Here is a 16,679-nt window from a genome sequence, read left to right as displayed (position 1 = left end):
GGTAATGTGAAAACTCTGCTGCTATGGCTAATATTCCTGCCCTTTACCGCCGGGGCGATCAACGTGGGTACCATGACGTTTGCGATGGATCAGGATCAGTCCTTTGTCGCTAAGCGGGTGTTGAACAATAACGCCAGCGCCCGGTTTTATCAGGTTTCCATTCGTGCCATCGATCGGCCAGGGGAGCAAGAGGTGCGAACCCGCCCGGCAGAGGGTGAATTGCTGTTTGCCCCTAAGCAACTGACACTGCGGGCAGGGCAGGGGGAATATTACAAGTTCTATTACCATGGGCCGAAGGATAATAAAGAGCGTTATTATCGCGTTTCATTTCGCGAGGTACCGACTAACCTGCTGACGGCTGGGCAGAACAAGAAAGCCGGTGCCAACCTGGAGCCGATCGTGGTTATGGATACCATTCTGGTGGTCAGACCGCGTGTGAGCAAGTTTGACTACCAGCTTGACAAGCAGCGCGGAACGCTCAAAAACACCGGTAATACCTTTTTTAAGTTTCTGTTGAAACCTGGCTGTGATAGCACCGATGAAGAGGGGATCACCGAGTATTTACGCCCTGGGGATACGCTGTCGCATCCGGGCATCAAATTGCAGGGGCAGAAGTTTATTATTTATAACGATAAGTTTATCAACGTGGATAAAAGTTGCACTTAAATAGCTGGTTTTTATTGACCGTTCGGCAGGGAACGCAGGTTTCAGGTGGTTTCTATAAGCTAAAAAATAAAATATTTCAATGGAATAGTTGATTATGCATACCTTTTATAACGATACTTTTATTATCTTTGATCCCCATCCTTTGGTCAATATCGGTCTGCAGTCATTGATTGACCCGAAAAATAAAAAAATCAGCCGTCTAAGTAGTCTGAACGAGATTGTTTCATCACTCAACAGTAATGAACAGCAAACGGTTATTATGGAGCTCTACCATTATACCGAAGACATTTATCAGGTGGTGCGATTTGTGTTGACCGCCGGTAAGCTTTGGCCAAAGGCGTCCTTGGTGGTTTTCACCGACCTCGGCAACCCGGATATTTTATCGCTGCTTGCGGCGCAAAAACACCTCTCATTAGTAGCCAAGCGTGATAAGGTGAATTATTTGCTGGCCGCCATTTCGGCGGCCCATCCCACGGCCAGTTTTCGTAGCCCAACGATGCGACAGCTATTGTCGCAGAGACAGCTGCCATTATCAGCGTGTGAATGGCGCATTTTGGGGTTGATGGTTTCCGGAGCTAATGCGCAACATGCCGCTCAGGTTATTGGCCGGAGCTATAAGACCGTTTGCACCCATAAGCTGAATATTATGCGCAAGCTGGGGCTGAATCCGGTTGGCTTTATGCAGCTGCTGTTGGCGTTCAGAACCCGTTACTGGGATGAAACTGCCATTTTTGGAATACATCCGGCATCACCGCACTAGGAAAGAAGGACTCCTTCTGAGTTTACGCCAGCTGCGTGAGTTCAAACAATTCCTCTGTCAGTCGGCCTGGCTAAAATTAGTCAGGTCGCCTTTGTCTGGATTTATTCTGAATCTCAGACGCTTTCTTAATGATATAGGTCACTTGTAAGCGAACCAGGTCGCTGTTTTACATTACAGTTGGTTATAAAGCGTTCGATCTTGGTGTGATTAATAGCATGATAATATTATCATTTCCAGTGTTTATTTGAGAATTAACTGGCTATGTTAAAGAATTTCTCATGAAAGATCTGAAAGTAAAACATTTCAGCTGAATTTTATTGTCTTAATAAATGCTATAAATTAAGGTCCTTTTGCCTTTAAGAACGGCGTATTCATGTTTTTAATTAATTATTCTAGAAGGATCTATATAGATGAATAAAAGCAAAATTGGGCTTTTGATGCTCGGTACTCTGGCGTTCTCTGCGAATGCTTTTGCTGGTATCAGCAGCCAAGAGCAAAATATGCGTAATGAAGTCACCAAGTGCGTCAGTGATATCCAGTCATATGGCAATGATCCTCGGGATAAATCACCTCTCTGGGTTATTTACGGCACCCGCGGTGGTGCGCATAAATATTGCGGATCCGTTGCCGCTAAAACCAGAACTGCAATCACCCCAGGGTACAACCAGCAAGAGGCTTGGGAAGCCGAGTGGCAGGATCTCTTTGCAGAATATAGCGCCATTCCTAAGGCTGATGCCAACCAACCCAATACCCTGAAATTGGTTAAAAAGCTTCGTGATCTTGCCGCAGCAAACAAATTGGATGGGCGCCATGCTCAGTCCAAACTCTATGTTTATCGTGCTATGATGCGTGAGCTTGATAAATTAGATGCGATCCTGCCTTCTGTCGAAGGTAAGTAACCTGTTCTAATTAAATAATAATGTACCGGTATGTTTAATGATGACTGCCGGTGCATTTTTATAAATCCCATTATTTCCATCCGCGCAATATGAATAAAAACTTATTCGTTTTCCCTATTCTATTAATGGCAGCCTGTTTTGCCAATGCAGGGGAGTATTTTTATATATCCGAAGGAGAGCGGGATATAGGCCATATTGAATTGGACGTGGCGGACGACGGTTTTCCGTGTTTTGATAGACAAAAGCTTATAGAATGGCACATCCTCTCACCCGCAAACAGCAGTGAGGTACCAGAAACCGGCTGTATCAAAGTTAAAGATCTTTATCCATTAAATATTACCGTTACCTTAATTGATAAGGTGAATTTTCTCATTTTTACATTCTTGGAGTCGACGGAGGTTAAGGCCGATCCTCGCCTGGCTATCGAGTATAGAGATGAAGGCATTCCAGCCATTTTGATAAACTATGATATTAACTATAAGAAATATCAGGGCGAGCGTTATGTCAGGAGGAAAAGAAAAGATAACGTGGTGGTGGAGTTAGAGTCAGGTATCAACTATCAACACTGGCGGTTAAGATCACGGCAGTTTCATGATAATGAAGGTATGCCACAGCAACGGATAAAATTTTCCGATCTCTACGCTGAAAGAGACATCTCCGTGATAAATTCTCGCCTGCATTTTGGTGAGGGTTACAATAATACTTTCTATCTGGATCCCTTTCCTTATCGCGGGATAAAATTGTCCTCGGACGATAATATGTTTCCTTCGACACAGGGGCCGGTGTTGCCTTGGGTATACGGTGTGGCCACCAGTGATGCTGAAGTTGAGATCCGGCAGAACGGCAAACCGGTTTATCGAACGATGGTTCAATCCGGGGACTTCGTGCTGAGAAATATCAAACTGTTTGACAAGTCGGGTTCTATTACCATGACGGTGAGAGAAAGCGACGGGAGTATCATTTATTATGACGTACCCTGGAGTCGACTTGACAATATCCTGGATAAGAATAGGTGGAAATATGATATCTCATTCGGAAAGTTTATGAGTAGTGAGAGAATGGAGGAGTCTAATCCCAATTTTTTTCAGGGTGGCGCTGGGTATGGACTCACTGCACAAAGCTCTTTATTTGGTGGCGCGTTGATAGCGCAAAATTACTATAGCCACTCACTGGGTATTGGTCAGCGACTCAATCAATTCGGTGATATTACCTTTAATCACCAGTACAGCAGTATAACATCGGCAGAGCAGGGAAAGGTAACCGGTGAGAAGTTGCGTTTACACTATGTGGCTAATTTCAACAAGGCGAATGCCAGCATCAGGTTAAATGGCGAGTATTATCTACAACCTCATTATAATGATTTCAATAATTACTCCTATAATGCTAAAACAGATTACTATTGCTGTGATTACTATAAAAAGGAATATGGTTTTGATTTTTCGCTAAGTGCATTGATCGGCACCTCACAGAGCTTATCGTTAAGTATTAACCAGGAAAAATACAAAGAAGATCAAGGCAAGCGGACGTTCTACTCACTGAAGTTTATGCAAAACACCGTCAACTTATCCTATGATCTTGACCTGACATACTATCAATATCCTACGCAAAAAAATGAAATGCTCTTTGGTATTACCTTCAGGGTACCCTTAAAGAGCATGGGGATTGATAACACCAGCCTGAATCTGGGATACAGCTATAACCCCTACGATCACTATCAAACGGAACTTGGCGTCAGCGGTAGACATTTAAATAACAACCTTAACTACCGGGTGACTAGCCGCAGGGGAAAAAAGAGCAAGGCAAATTATCAGGCGAATGCCAATTACCGCTATGCTGCGGGGGAATCGGCTATCAGATACCAGTCTGGAACAAACTATGCGCTCTACTCGGCGAACAGCTCAGGTTCGTTGGTTGCCCATCAGGCGGGGATCACCTTAGGGCCAACGTTAGGTGACACTAACGCACTGGTATATAGCAAAAAGTATCCCAATGCGACGATCCCTGAGCAGGTTGATGTGGTTACCGACAGCCGTGGTTATGCCATTATCCCCAATCTCATTCCCTATCAGGTCAACGTGGTCAATGACGAGATAGGCCAAGAGCGAGAGTTTGGTGAGCCAGCCAATGAAGTCGTTAAAGTGCCGACATTAGGGGCCTTATCCTATTATGAGTTGCTCAATTAAATCGCTGTGCCGAAGAGGGCAACAGGTGGCAATCATACAGGGCGCTGATACGCCCTAAGCCCTTCCATGGGGACTGGCTGTCGGTACTTTAGTCATAGTACCGACACGGAGAAACGAAAGCAGGCTCCAGCATGCTGCTGATCCACCAGCATAATGTCACTGTCGTGTAACTGCAGAATGCGTTTGACAATCATCAGCCCCAAACCACCCGCATGGCGGCGGGCATGGTTGAGAATTGACGGGCGGATAAACAAATCAGGCCGCAGCTCCAAGGGAATGCCAGGCCCGCTGTCATTGACCTGAACCATCACCTTATTACCCTGTGGCCACAGGCGCACTTCGATCTCTCCACCGCTTGGCGTATGGCGGATCGCGTTATCCAGCAGGTTGGTCAGCACCCGTTCCATCATGCTCAAGTCGGCAAACACCTGGGGGATGCCCGGCTGAATATCGGCAAGCAGGCGCTGCTGGCGAGCCTCGGCGGCCAATTCGAACTTCTGGAATACGTCCTGCACCAATTCACTGAGGGAGAACGGTTCTTTCTGAGGTTTCACTACGCCGTACTCAAGCCTGGCCAGCTCAAATAGCTCTTGCGCCAGCCGCCCGACTTTGCGGCTCTGCGCCAGGGCGATCTCCAGGTAGCGTTGACGATCGGTGGGTGTCAGGCTGGCTGATTTCACCGACAGCGTTTCCAGATAACCATGCAGAGAGGTTAGTGGAGTACGCAGATCGTGAGAGATATTGGCGATAAACTCGCGCCGTTGCTGGTCCTGTTGTGACAGGGTTTGCCATTGTTCGGTAATGCGCTGTGCCATACGGCGGAATGCCTGCTGTAACTGGCTGACCTCATCACGGCGGTGGCTCTCTGCAGGGGTATTGGCATAGGCTTGCAGTGCTGCGATGCCATCGCTATCCAGCGCATTAACCTGCTGAGTCAGGCGGCGGATCGGCCGTGTCACCCAGTGGAAAGCAATGCCACCGGCCAGCAGCCCGAACAGCGCCACCAGCCCCATCGACCACAGCGCGGTATAAATGGCAGAGTTGATCTGGGCGCTATTGGCCAGCGCATCATAATCCTCCCCCAGCAGCACTACGTAGAGATAGCCTTCAATCTCACCATTTACCCGCAGCGGCGCGGCGCTGAAGACTTTTTGATTATTGAGATTACGCGGGTCGTCACCATAGAGGGGCATTTCGGCCCCGTTCAACAATGTCTGTATCGGCAACAGGTCGACCTTTTGGCGTTTCATGTGCCCGGCAGGTGCCGCATTGCCAACGATATTGCCTTGTTTATCCAGCAGATAAACCTCAACGCTCGGATTAACCGCCATCAGTTGATCGAACAGGGTATGCACCGACCGATCGTTCCAGCCCTGCGAACTCAACAGTGGGTTGCTGGTGGCGATATGCTGCGCCAGATTGGTGGAAAGCCGTTGGATCACCGCCTGGCTATATTGCGTGCTGCTGCGCACCTGTAACCAACCGGAAATCGAACAACAGATCAGCAGCAGCAGGGCGAAAACCAGAGTCAGGCGTTGTGTCAGCGTGAGATTTTTCATCATTTACCCTTGCGGCGAAGCCGCGAATTTATAGCCCATGCCCCACACGGTGAGGATGTGCTCGGGTTCTGCCGGGTTGCGCTCAATCTTGATCCGTAGCCGGTTAATGTGGGTATTCACCGTGTGTTCATACCCTTCATGTTGATAGCCCCAGACCTGATTGAGCAGGCTGAGGCGGGAAAATACTTTGCCAGGGTGGCGGGCGAAAAAATACAGCAGGTCAAACTCGCGCGGTGTCAGTTCCACCGTTTGCTGGTTTAGAAAAACCTCGCGAGCGATGGGATCTATCACCAGCCCGTTCATGCTTAACGTTCCTGCCTCCATCCGGAGGTTGCGGGTCATCGCCTCTTGGCGGCGAAACAGGGCTTTGACGCGGGCGACCAGCTCCAGCATGGAAAAGGGTTTAGCCAAATAGTCGTCAGCCCCCAGCTCCAACCCGAGTACCCGGTGGACTTCACTAGAGCGGGCGCTGGTGATAATGATTGGCGTATAGCGCGTCATATTGCGGGCGCGACGGCAGATTTCCAGGCCATCGATGCCCGGCAGCATCAGATCGAGGATCAGCGCGTCCCAACCTCCTTGTTCCAGCATTGCCATGCCCAGATTGCCATCGGCCGCGTGGCTGATGTCATAGCCCTCATCGCGCAGATGCAGTTGCAACAGTTCGGCGATATGGCCGTCGTCTTCGACGATCAAAATTCGTTTTGCCTTTTCCATTTTCTCTACCGCAGTTAACTGGTCTACCTGAAGTCTACACAACCCCCACCCTGGAAGTGATCACATTTTATTTAACTTTGCGTGAGGTCTTGGGGAACAAATCCGTTGAATACTGCTGACATCGAACCGATACGGGGCAGGAGAGAAGCGATGATCACGGCGAAACAGACCCTTATCCACCCGCTGTGGCTAAGGCTGACACACTGGCTGAACGCACTTGCCATGTTGATTATGGTCACCAGCGGTTGGCGCATTTATAACGCTTCCCCGTTGTTTAACTTTAGCTTTATCAATGAGCTGACGTTAGGCGGTTGGCTGGGGGGCGCGCTGCAATGGCATTTTGCCGGTATGTGGCTGTTTGGCATCAACGGCCTGTGCTATCTGCTGATCAACCTGTTCAGCGGTCGCTTTAAACGCCAATTCTGGCCGCTCAGCCCCAGGAAGTTTGTGGCCGATCTATGGGCCGCACTACGAGGCAAGTTGTCACACGCCGATCCACGCCACTACAACATGGTACAGCGTGTGGCCTATCTGGTGGCCATCGCAGTCAGCGTCCTGATGGTGCTTTCTGGGCTGGTGTTGTGGAAATCGGTGCAGTTTCCTCTGCTTCGCACCTTGCTTGGAGGTTACGACGCGGCTCGCTATGTTCACTTTTTTGCCATGACGACGCTGGTTGGTTTCGTGGTGATCCATCTGGTAATGGTGGCCCTGGTGCCACGTACGCTGCTGGCCATGTTACGTGGGCGCTAAGGAGACACAGATGAAAATGGAAAAACCCCCTCTCAGCCTGAGCGAAGGCCAGGATATCGTTAAAGAGGCACAGCGCCTGCTAGCGCGCCAGTTGGCATCGTCGTCGCGCCGCCGTTTTCTGCGCAATGGCTTGACCCTGGGGGGCGTGGCGATGCTGACTGGCTGCGATCTCAGCGATAACACTCAGGTAGATCAGGCCTTGAGCCGCATCTCACGCTTTAACGATCGGGTTCAGGGCTGGCTGTTCAATGCCAATCATCTGGCACCAGAGTATGCCGAATCGATGATCACTCGCCCATTCCCGTTCAATGCTTTCTATAGCGAGGATCAGGCGCCGGATATCAATGGTGATGACTATCGGCTGGAAGTGGCGGGGTTGGTGCTGCACAAGCAGCCCTGGACGTTGGCACAATTGCATCAGATGACGCAAATCAGCCAGATCACAAGGCACATCTGTGTGGAAGGCTGGAGCGCCATCGGCAAATGGGGTGGGGTGCCGTTTGCCACCTTCCTGAAGGCGATTGGTGCGGATCTGAACGCCCGCTATATCGGTTTTAAATGTGCTGATGACTATTACACCAGCATCGATATGGCCACGGCGTTGCATCCGCAAACGCTGATGGCGCTAACCTACGACGGGCAGATTTTACCGCGTAAATACGGCTATCCGATGAAATTGCGGATGCCCACCAAGCTGGGTTACAAGAATCCCAAACATATTCAAGTGATCGAAGTCACCAACCACTTTCCCGGCGGTTACTGGGAAGACCAAGGATACAACTGGTTTGGCGGTAGTTGATTGCCGCTGATGTAGTTTCATGGCACGACGCGTGCCGATTAACCAAGAAAAGGAAATACCATGAAAAAGTTATTTGCCATGATGATGTGTAGCGCGCTGATGCTGGGTATCACCGGAGCCAATGCGGCCGATAGCATGGGCAAGGACGCGATGAAAAAGGACGGTATGAGCCAGATGTCCCACGACGGGATGGCAAAACAGGGAATGAAAAAAGAGTGCATGGATAAAGATTGCATGAAGAAGGACTCTATGGCCAAAGACGGCATGAAGAAGGATCACATGGCCAAAGACAGCATGAAGAAAGACTCTATGGCTAAAGATGGCATGAAGAAAGACGCAATGAGTCAGTAAAGGCATAATCCCTCCGGCGGCTTTTGCTGCCGGTTATCACCAAGCTAGTGAGAGGATTTTATGATGAAAACTGTAATTTTGGCTTTGGTGCTGGCTGCAGCCAGCAGCGGTGTCATGGCGGCCATGCCGGTAACAAGCAGTGCTGCACAAGGGCTGCAAAAAATCGGAGAGGTTTCCAGCCAGACGACAACGTTGAGCAGCTTTGAACAGGCGATCGCCGCCGATGCGCAACGGCAGGGGGCAAGTGCTTATCGCATTACTTCGGTTACCGTTAATAACCACGTTTACGGCACCGCGGATTTGTATAAATAATCGGGAGAGGGCATGGTGGTATATCGACGAGGGGCGACGTTCAATCGATGAACTCGCCCCTTTACTATACTCGCCTGAGTCAGCCGTTGGTGACGAAAATAGTGCTCATATTTCGCAGACGCAATTTCTTCAATGCACTGTATTTCTGTGAAAAAATAGTTTTCGGATGGGTGCCTCGCTTGGCTGCAATGTTCAGCAGACTATCGCCGCGCAACAGGTTGAAGATCACATCGCTTTCTGCCGGGCTGAGCTCGCGGGTTTTCTGCACCTTCAATTGCCCCGACTCTTCGCTCGCCAGCAGGTTTTCCACTTTTTCCTCTAGTAAATAAAGCGGCATGCGAGCCGATACCAGTTCTACAGAGATCCCCAGGATCGCCAACAGCTTGGCCACCCGCTCATCATCATAAAACACCAGAATACGCGTTGAGCTCATGTGTTGCTGATGCACAGACACCAGGCTTTCGATCACGTTGACGCTTTGCTCCAGATTTTGCGAGGTGAAAATCAACGCAATATCATGCTTGATAATTTTCTCCGCCTTTGCGCCACCGTGCATAAAGTCCGAAAACAGCTTGATATCGTACTTGCCATAATGCTTTTTCAACAGCATTGAAAGCCCGACATAGCTGTACTTACACTCACTAATCACCAGGACATTGTTTTTAGACATATTGGGGATACCCATAATGAGTTAAAAGTATTCAGCAGCAAGCAGCTGATTTAAATCTTTGATGCTGGATTCCTGCCACAGCTTCCCCTGCAGTGCATAGTAGGGCATTTCGTCCAGCCATTTTTTTTGTTCGCGCGTTTCAACCCCTTCGATAATCACCCGGTAATGATTCAGGTGAAAAAAGCGCAACAAGGCACGCATCAACCCATCGCCACCGGGCTTTTTCATAAAGTCCCACAGCAGCTGTCGATCGAGTTTAACGAAGCGGAAACGGCTGTTATACAAGGCGGAAAACCCGGCATAGCCAGAACCAAAATCATCGAGCCAAAATGAATAATTATTCAGAGAGGGGTCGTTATGGACGCGATTTTTTACCAGCCTGCTGGCGTTTTCGTTGATTTCGAAATGCAGGCAATTCATCGCGCGGATTTTATCGGCCAACGCACCGTTCGCCAGCTCCTGCAGCGAATGGTCGTCGACATTGATGGTGGCAATGATCTGGTGTTGTTGAAACCAGTCACGGTATTTTTCTATCAATTCAATTTGTTGATGCAGGATCTCGACGCGGGTTTCGCGATCGGCCTGTTGGAAGAATTGTTCCGGAGAGAAATGCGCAAATTTGCTATCGAAAGAGAAGCGCGATAAACATTCAACGGCCAGCAGTTGCCCAGATTTGGCGAACATGGGCTGGAAAACATAATTAATTCCGTTATTTTTACCGTTAAAAACGCTGCGCATTCCTCAATCCTTTGATTGAAATTTATCTGTATGATTTTAAACAATAAACTAAGAAATAAATGACTGTTTATTGGTAATAATCTTATTAAAGAAAGAATCATCTTGCCTGGTGGTAAATTCCTCTAAAAGATTGAAATTTCAGAGGGAACACGGTTGCGCTCAAGATGGCTAAAAGCGCAATAACAGAGTTATATTCTGGTTTTTCGGCGTTTTATCGAATTTTTTGACCGCTAACCTTGACGAATTAAGATTATTACGAACTGGGTAAATCGTCAACATCGATCGATAGGTATTTGTTGATAGTTTTTTCCTATCATGAGGGGCGTTATGAATGTTTTAAACGATTTATCAATGAGAATGTTCTTGGACTATATTTCGCCGGGCAATGGATTCATCGGGCTTCATTCCTGACAGGGAGTAGCATCGTTGAATGTACTTAACGGATGTATTAATTCACCGAGAGTCGAAAATATGAAAATCTCTAAGCTGTCTGCTGTATTAGCACTGACTGTATGCGCCACCGCCATTCCTTCTCTTTCAGCACAGGCTGCCGATGGTACTATTACTTTCAACGGTAAAGTGACCGACCAGACCTGTACTATCAGCACCCCGGGTGGTAAAGATTTTACCGTTACCCTGCCAACCGTATCTTCTTCTACCCTGAATGCGGTCAGCGCTACTGCGGGTCGTACTCCATTCGCAATTAACCTGACCAAATGCTCTAAAGGCCAGGTAGCAACCTATTTCGAACCAGGTTCAACCGTTGATTTCAAAACGGGTCGTTTGAATAACCAAACCAAAACCAATGCTGCGACCAACGTGCAAATCCAGCTGCTGGGTAGCAACAACCAGTTCCTGCCAATTCTGGCTGCCACCAACAACGGTGCACAGACTAACTCCCAGTGGGTTACCGTGGCCAATGAAGGTGATTCAGCTGACCTGAACTACTACGCTGAATATTTCGCAACCGCAGCGGCGGGTGCTGGTGATGTGACCTCTAACGTACAATACACCATCATCTACCAATAAATTATTACCCGTTCCTTTTCTAGTTAAATGTTGCTTCCTCCCTGTGACCTTTCGGGGCGAATAGTTTCGCCCTGATAGCTTCTAATTGCAGGGAGTGAAAATCATCGGGTATCTATTCTGGCGGGTGGAAACTTTTCCCCCGCTGTATTTCTATAGTAGTGATATTAAAATGAAAACATCGATTAAGAAATACAGCGTATTGCTGATGGCCGTGCTTTTCAGCAGCAGCGCTTTTGCCAGCGTTATTGTGAACGGTACACGCGTTATTTATCCGGCCAAACAGCGGGAAGTGACCGTCCAATTATCCAATAATGGGACCGCCCCGGCGCTGATCCAGGCCTGGATCGATGAGGGCAACGCGGAAACGACGCCAGAAAACAGCAAAGCTCCCTTTATTATTTCGCCTCCTATCAGCCGCATTGAGCCAAACGGTGGCCAGGCGCTGCGCGTTTCGCTGACGACTTCGGCGTTGACGCAGGACAAAGAATCTCTGTTCTGGTTGAACGTGCTGGAAATTCCCCCGGCACCGACCGGAACGGCCGCCGACACTACGCCAGAAAACTTCCTGCAGGTGGCCTTCAGAACCCGTGTGAAATTGTTCTATCGCCCGGAAGGCCTGAGCGGCGTAGCCAATGACGCGCCAGAAAAACTGCAGTGGAACTTCGTGGCTGGCGGTGTGAAAGTGAAAAATCCCACGCCGTTTTATGTCTCCTTCACCGAAATCAATGCCGTTGTCAACCGTAAGAAAGTCACGTTGGCACCGCATGGCGACATGCTGGCGCCTGGCCAGGAAAAAACGCTGGCCTTTTCCGGTGATAGTTCACGGATCGCTGATATTGAGTACACCACCATCAATGACTTTGGTGGCCGGGTTCAACGCAGCAAAAATCAGCAAAAGTAACTCCTGGAAAGCCCCATGCCGCGATGTGAAGTCAGCCGACGGGGGACGCTTAATTTGGTAAAGGAATGCATGGATATGAACGAGTTACCTATCTCTGCCGCCGTCAAGTCGGCACTTTTCAATTACAGATCCATCCTGCTGTTGACCGGAAGTGCCCTTTGCCTGACCACCCCGGCATTTTCGCTGGCAGCGGCTCAAAGCGATGTCAACCAGGCCGCTGCACCGGTCGAAGCCACTTTCAACAGCAATTTCCTGGTTGGCCAGGCACAAGGCGTGGATCTTTCGCGCTTTCGTGATGGTAACCCGGTATTGGCGGGGAAATATTCTCTGGATGTCTACGTCAATGGGGAATGGAAGGGTAAAAAGAACATTGAATTCAAGAGCGTGCCGGGTAAAGACAGTGCCGATACCTGCTTTAGCCTGCTGTCTCTGGAAGAGTTTGGCGTCGATACTGCGGCAATGGGCAGCGATCCGGCGGTGACGACCAGCAGCTGTAAGCCGCTGGGGGAATGGGTGCCGGAAGCGTCTTACCGCCTCAATACCAGCACTTTGCGTATGGATGTCAGCGTTCCTCAGGTCGCGCTGCGACGTACCGCACGCGGTTATGTCGATCCGAAATTCTGGGATCGCGGGATCACCGCAGGCTTTCTATCCTATAACTTCAACGCTTTTAATTCGCACAGCTCCAATAGCGGCGGGAATTCGGACTCGACCAACGCTTATCTGACGATGAACGCCGGGGTGAATATTGCCGGTTGGCAGTTGCGCCATGACTCGAATGTGAACTGGCGTAGTCAGGAAAGCACCCATTGGCAGAATACGGCCACCTATGCGCAGCGGGCCATTCCGGGTGTGCGCGGCATGCTGACTTTGGGGGATGCGTTTACCAGCGGGGACTTCTTTGATTCGATCGGTTTTCGCGGGGCGCAACTGAGTACCGACGATCGCATGCTGCCGGATTCCCTTAACGGCTATGCACCCGTAGTGCGCGGTGTGGCACAAAGCAACGCCTTGGTGGAAGTTCGCCAGAACAACCAGTTGATCTATCAAACCACGGTAGCGCCGGGCGAGTTCGTGATTAACGATCTGTTCCCGACCGGCTACGGCGGCGATCTGGACGTCACGGTCAATGAGGCTGATGGTTCCGTGCGCCAGTTCAGCGTTCCCTATGCTTCGGTGGCACAGATGTTGCGCCCGGGGATCCAGCGCTATGCGTTAACCGCTGGCCAAGTTCGCGATGATAATTTACATACCTTGCCCGAGATGTTCCAGGCGACTTATCAGCGCGGGTTTACCAATATTCTGACTGGTTACACCGGGGCGACCGTGAGTGACGGTTACAGCGCGGTGCTGCTGGGGAGTGCAGTGGCAACACCGTTGGGGGCTTTTGCCGTCGACGTGACTCAGGCTAACACCCGCCTGAAACAGGGGGATCTGTCCGGCCAGAGCTACAAGATCAGCTACAGCAAGCTGATGTCGGAAACCAACACCAACTTCACCATTGCGGCTTACCGCTACTCGACTTCCGGCTATCTGTCACTGCGTGATGCGGTGTATGCCCGTGATAACGAGAGCCGGGGCTTAAGTGCCGATGCGGTTAACCGCCAGCGCAGTGAATATCAGCTCACGCTGAATCAGGGCCTGGGTGCCAATCTGGGATCGCTGTATATCACCGGTTCGGTGCGCGATTACTGGAACCGTGGCGGTACCTCCAAACAGTATCAGGTGGGTTACAACAACTTCATCGGCCGAGTTACCTACGGTTTGTCCGCCATGCGTACTACCGATACTAATAACCACGATGAAACCCGTTACTTCCTGAACTTCTCGATCCCGTTCAACATTGGCTCGCAAAACATCAGCCTGAACAGCGCATTGGCCTACAACGACCAAGGCTACGACAGCAGTCGCATCGGGATTAACGGTTCCACCGGGGAGGATAACAACATCAGCTACAGTGCCACCTTGGCTAACGACCAAAGCGGCGGGACCAACACCAGTGTGAATGGGGAATACCGTAGTCGTTTCGCCACCATGAACGGTTCTTACAGCTATGGCCGTGATTTCCGCCAGTCGTCCATCGGGGCTTCCGGCAGCGTGGTGGCACATGCCGGTGGCGTGACCATGACGCCTCAGCGTGGCCAAACCATGGTGCTGGTTGAAGCGCCGGATGCCGCAGGGGCGATCGTCACCAACTCTCCTGGGGTGCGAATCGATGACAACGGCTATGCGGTGGTGCCTTATGTTGCCCCATACCGCATGACCAACGTCACGCTGGATCCTAACGGCATGTCACGCGATGTCGAGTTGGAAAGCAGTAGCCAGCAGGTAGCGCCTTATGCCGGTGCGATTGCCAAGCTGGAGTTCAAGACCATCAAAGGTCAGGCGCTGATTATCCATGCGTTGGGCCCGAACAACACGGCATTACCTTTTGGTGCCGAAGTATTGGATACCCGTAACCAGGTGATCGGCATCGTCGGCCAGGGCAGCCGCATCTATCTGCGTACCGAAGCGTTACAGGGGCTGCTGTTGGTGAAATGGGGTACTCAGCCGACACAACAGTGTTCCGTGAATTACCAAGCCAAAACACAAAACAGCACTGATTACGAAATTATCGAGGCGAGCTGCAAATGATCAACGTTATCCATAAATTCACCGCCATGCGCCAGCGCCCTAAACAAGCCATGCTGTTTTTGTTACTGATGTTGGCCGGGCAACAGGCATATGCTCAATGTCGGGTTAACACGACCAGGCCGCAGGACATCATTATGAACGTCGGCAGGGTATTGATTACGCCGGATACCAAGGTGGGCGATATCCTGGCCACCGGCAAGTTCGATATCAGCCGGGATAACAATATTTCTTGCAGCGGTAATAGCACGTTGTATGGTCGCATTTTACAAGGCGGCCCGAGCTCCATCAGCGACAAAATCTGGACCACCAACGTGCCGGGGGTGGGGTTGCGGCTTTATCGCCAGATCGGCTCGCAGGAAGGTGCCTATTACCCGCACGAGATCTACCGTAACGGCGGGGTGTATCTGGCTGAGGGGTATTTTGTGGTTGAGGTGATCAAAATTGCCCAGAATACCGGTACCGGCTCGTTAGCCCCCGGGCAGTATTCTTCTTACTATGCGGATGGGACGGGGCCTTCAAGACCGATCCTGATCTCCCACGTATTGGCAAACAGTATCACCATTGTCACCTCGTCCTGTTCGGTGGACGCCGGTTCGAAAAACAAGGTGATCAACCTGAGTACGGTGGCTACTGCGGCGTTTAAAGGCGTGGGCAGTACCGCCGCAGAGCAGGACTTTTCGATTAACATCAACTGTGTGGGTGGTACGGGGACGGAACTGTTACCTGGCGGCACGGGGGAGGGGTTGGTTAACGTACGTTTTGACTATACCCGCGATGCCTCGAATGCACCGGGCGTACTCCAGCCGGTACAGGATAGCAATGCCGCCAGCGGCGTCGGTGTCCAACTGCTGACCGGCAATAACTCAACGCCAATCACTAGCGGCACGGCGGTGTATGCCGGGCATACCATTGCCAACCAGACCAATACCATCACTTTGCCGCTCAAGGCGCGTTACTACCAGACCGCAGCAAAAATGAAGGGCGGCACCATCAAATCGATTGCCACCTTTACCCTCGAATATAACTGATAAAACATCACTCAGTTCAATGGGGTGAGGTGCTGCTGCGCCCGTTTAGCGGGAGCTGAGAAGGCCAATGGGTTTATACACCCGTTGGCCTTTTTGCTTTTAACGCTGGCCGACCCAGTTAGTGCAGCCTTCGTCTACGCATTGACGCTTGTACAGTGAATGCAGGCTCGGTGTGCTGTGCCGATAGCTATGTTCTGAGGAGAGGGCCACTTCATCTTGCTGCGGCGTGCGGCGATAGACCGCTGGCGTTTCACCAAACTGCTTTTTAAAGGCCCGGGAAAATGAAGGCTGGGAATCAAAATGGAACTGCAGGGCGATATCCAGTATTGGGCGAGGGGTAGCGCGTAGTGCCTGTGCGGCCTTGGACAAACGGCGCTCGCGGATATAGCTACCGAGCGCATGGCCAGTGGTACTGCGGAACATACGTTGTAGATGCCATTTGGAGTAGCCAGATTTTGCCGCCACGTTATCCAACAGCAGCGGTTGATCCAGGTGGTTTTCGATCCAGTTCAGCAAGTCGTGAATGATATTGGCGCGATCCATTGGTTTAATTCTCCTGCAGCGACGACATTCGGGTCACAGTCAAATGGGACTTAATAATCCAAGTTTATTCTTTGATAATAGGCGCGCATGGGCGGTTACGCAAGGGTAAACTTGGATAATTGACGTGGCGAAAAATGCTC

General features: G+C 50.4%; 17 protein-coding genes. 12 read left to right on the top strand and 5 right to left on the bottom strand.

What is annotated here, in order from left to right; genetic code table 11:
• Positions 1–6 precede the first annotated feature (6 nt).
• From N6G83_RS22695 to N6G83_RS22680, 4 genes are all read left to right on the top strand, one after another.
• Positions 7–666: a fimbria/pilus periplasmic chaperone gene (locus tag N6G83_RS22695; RefSeq protein WP_029710855.1), complete on the top strand. Its 660-nt coding sequence runs from the start codon at positions 7–9 to the stop codon at positions 664–666.
• A gap of 94 nt (positions 667–760) precedes the next feature.
• A complete protein-coding gene (locus N6G83_RS22690; protein WP_233169451.1) occupies positions 761–1,426 on the top strand; it encodes a LuxR C-terminal-related transcriptional regulator in 666 nt (221 codons plus the stop codon).
• A 410-nt stretch (positions 1,427–1,836) separates the two neighbouring features.
• Positions 1,837–2,325, top strand: a complete 489-nt coding sequence (locus tag N6G83_RS22685; protein WP_024527536.1) for a hypothetical protein — start codon at positions 1,837–1,839, stop codon at positions 2,323–2,325.
• Positions 2,326–2,375: 50 nt separating this feature from the next.
• Positions 2,376–4,508: a fimbria/pilus outer membrane usher protein gene (locus tag N6G83_RS22680; RefSeq protein WP_211134768.1), complete on the top strand. Its 2,133-nt coding sequence runs from the start codon at positions 2,376–2,378 to the stop codon at positions 4,506–4,508.
• 92 nt (positions 4,509–4,600) lie between these two features.
• Here the strand turns inward: N6G83_RS22680 and N6G83_RS22675 are convergent, their stop codons facing one another.
• Together N6G83_RS22675 and N6G83_RS22670 are read right to left on the bottom strand one after the other, a co-directional pair.
• Positions 4,601–6,067, bottom strand: coding sequence for a HAMP domain-containing sensor histidine kinase (locus tag N6G83_RS22675; RefSeq protein ID WP_024527538.1), 1,467 nt, complete (start codon positions 6,065–6,067; stop codon positions 4,601–4,603).
• Positions 6,068–6,070: 3 nt separating this feature from the next.
• Positions 6,071–6,784: a response regulator transcription factor gene (locus N6G83_RS22670; protein WP_024527539.1), complete on the bottom strand. Its 714-nt coding sequence runs from the start codon at positions 6,782–6,784 to the stop codon at positions 6,071–6,073.
• Between the two features lie 150 nt (positions 6,785–6,934).
• On the opposite strand from N6G83_RS22670, the gene N6G83_RS22665 reads away from it, so the two are divergent.
• The 4 genes from N6G83_RS22665 to N6G83_RS22650 are packed head-to-tail and all read left to right on the top strand — an operon-like array spanning position 6,935 to position 8,996.
• Complete coding sequence (locus tag N6G83_RS22665; protein WP_024527540.1) at positions 6,935–7,534, top strand: cytochrome b/b6 domain-containing protein; 600 nt, start codon at positions 6,935–6,937, stop codon at positions 7,532–7,534.
• A gap of 10 nt (positions 7,535–7,544) precedes the next feature.
• Entirely contained in the window at positions 7,545–8,333 is a 789-nt protein-coding gene (locus N6G83_RS22660; RefSeq protein ID WP_199063718.1) for a molybdopterin-dependent oxidoreductase, read from the top strand.
• A gap of 60 nt (positions 8,334–8,393) precedes the next feature.
• Complete coding sequence (locus N6G83_RS22655) at positions 8,394–8,684, top strand: pentapeptide MXKDX repeat protein (protein ID WP_024527541.1); 291 nt, start codon at positions 8,394–8,396, stop codon at positions 8,682–8,684.
• 60 nt (positions 8,685–8,744) lie between these two features.
• Complete coding sequence (locus N6G83_RS22650; protein WP_080673319.1) at positions 8,745–8,996, top strand: YdgH/BhsA/McbA-like domain containing protein; 252 nt, start codon at positions 8,745–8,747, stop codon at positions 8,994–8,996.
• Between the two features lie 79 nt (positions 8,997–9,075).
• On the opposite strand, the gene N6G83_RS22645 is transcribed toward N6G83_RS22650, so the two are convergent.
• Positions 9,076–9,666 carry a helix-turn-helix transcriptional regulator gene (locus tag N6G83_RS22645; RefSeq protein WP_024527543.1) on the bottom strand — a complete coding sequence of 197 codons (591 nt, stop codon included), beginning with the start codon at positions 9,664–9,666 and terminating at the stop codon, positions 9,076–9,078.
• A 21-nt stretch (positions 9,667–9,687) separates the two neighbouring features.
• On the bottom strand, positions 9,688–10,404 hold the full coding sequence (locus N6G83_RS22640) for an EAL domain-containing protein (protein WP_074031719.1): 717 nt from the start codon (positions 10,402–10,404) through the stop codon (positions 9,688–9,690).
• A 471-nt stretch (positions 10,405–10,875) separates the two neighbouring features.
• Between N6G83_RS22640 and N6G83_RS22635 the strand changes: the two genes are divergently transcribed.
• From N6G83_RS22635 to N6G83_RS22620, 4 genes are all read left to right on the top strand, one after another.
• Positions 10,876–11,433, top strand: a complete 558-nt coding sequence (locus tag N6G83_RS22635; RefSeq protein WP_021180549.1) for a fimbrial protein — start codon at positions 10,876–10,878, stop codon at positions 11,431–11,433.
• A gap of 169 nt (positions 11,434–11,602) precedes the next feature.
• Positions 11,603–12,334: a molecular chaperone gene (locus N6G83_RS22630; protein ID WP_024527545.1), complete on the top strand. Its 732-nt coding sequence runs from the start codon at positions 11,603–11,605 to the stop codon at positions 12,332–12,334.
• Positions 12,335–12,409: 75 nt separating this feature from the next.
• Positions 12,410–14,968, top strand: coding sequence for a fimbria/pilus outer membrane usher protein (locus tag N6G83_RS22625; protein ID WP_211134767.1), 2,559 nt, complete (start codon positions 12,410–12,412; stop codon positions 14,966–14,968).
• Positions 14,965–15,996: a fimbrial protein gene (locus N6G83_RS22620; protein ID WP_071682527.1), complete on the top strand. Its 1,032-nt coding sequence runs from the start codon at positions 14,965–14,967 to the stop codon at positions 15,994–15,996. The genes N6G83_RS22625 and N6G83_RS22620 overlap by 4 nt, the downstream gene beginning before the upstream one ends.
• A gap of 99 nt (positions 15,997–16,095) precedes the next feature.
• Here the strand turns inward: N6G83_RS22620 and N6G83_RS22615 are convergent, their stop codons facing one another.
• Positions 16,096–16,539 (bottom strand): helix-turn-helix domain-containing protein, encoded by a 444-nt coding sequence (locus N6G83_RS22615; RefSeq protein WP_021180553.1) that lies wholly within the window; start codon positions 16,537–16,539, stop codon positions 16,096–16,098.
• Positions 16,540–16,679: the final 140 nt, after the last annotated feature.

The sequence above is a fragment of the Serratia sp. PL7 genome (assembly GCF_945957435.1).
Note: the sequence above shows the minus strand (reverse complement) of the source record. Positions and strands in the feature narration are given on the sequence as shown.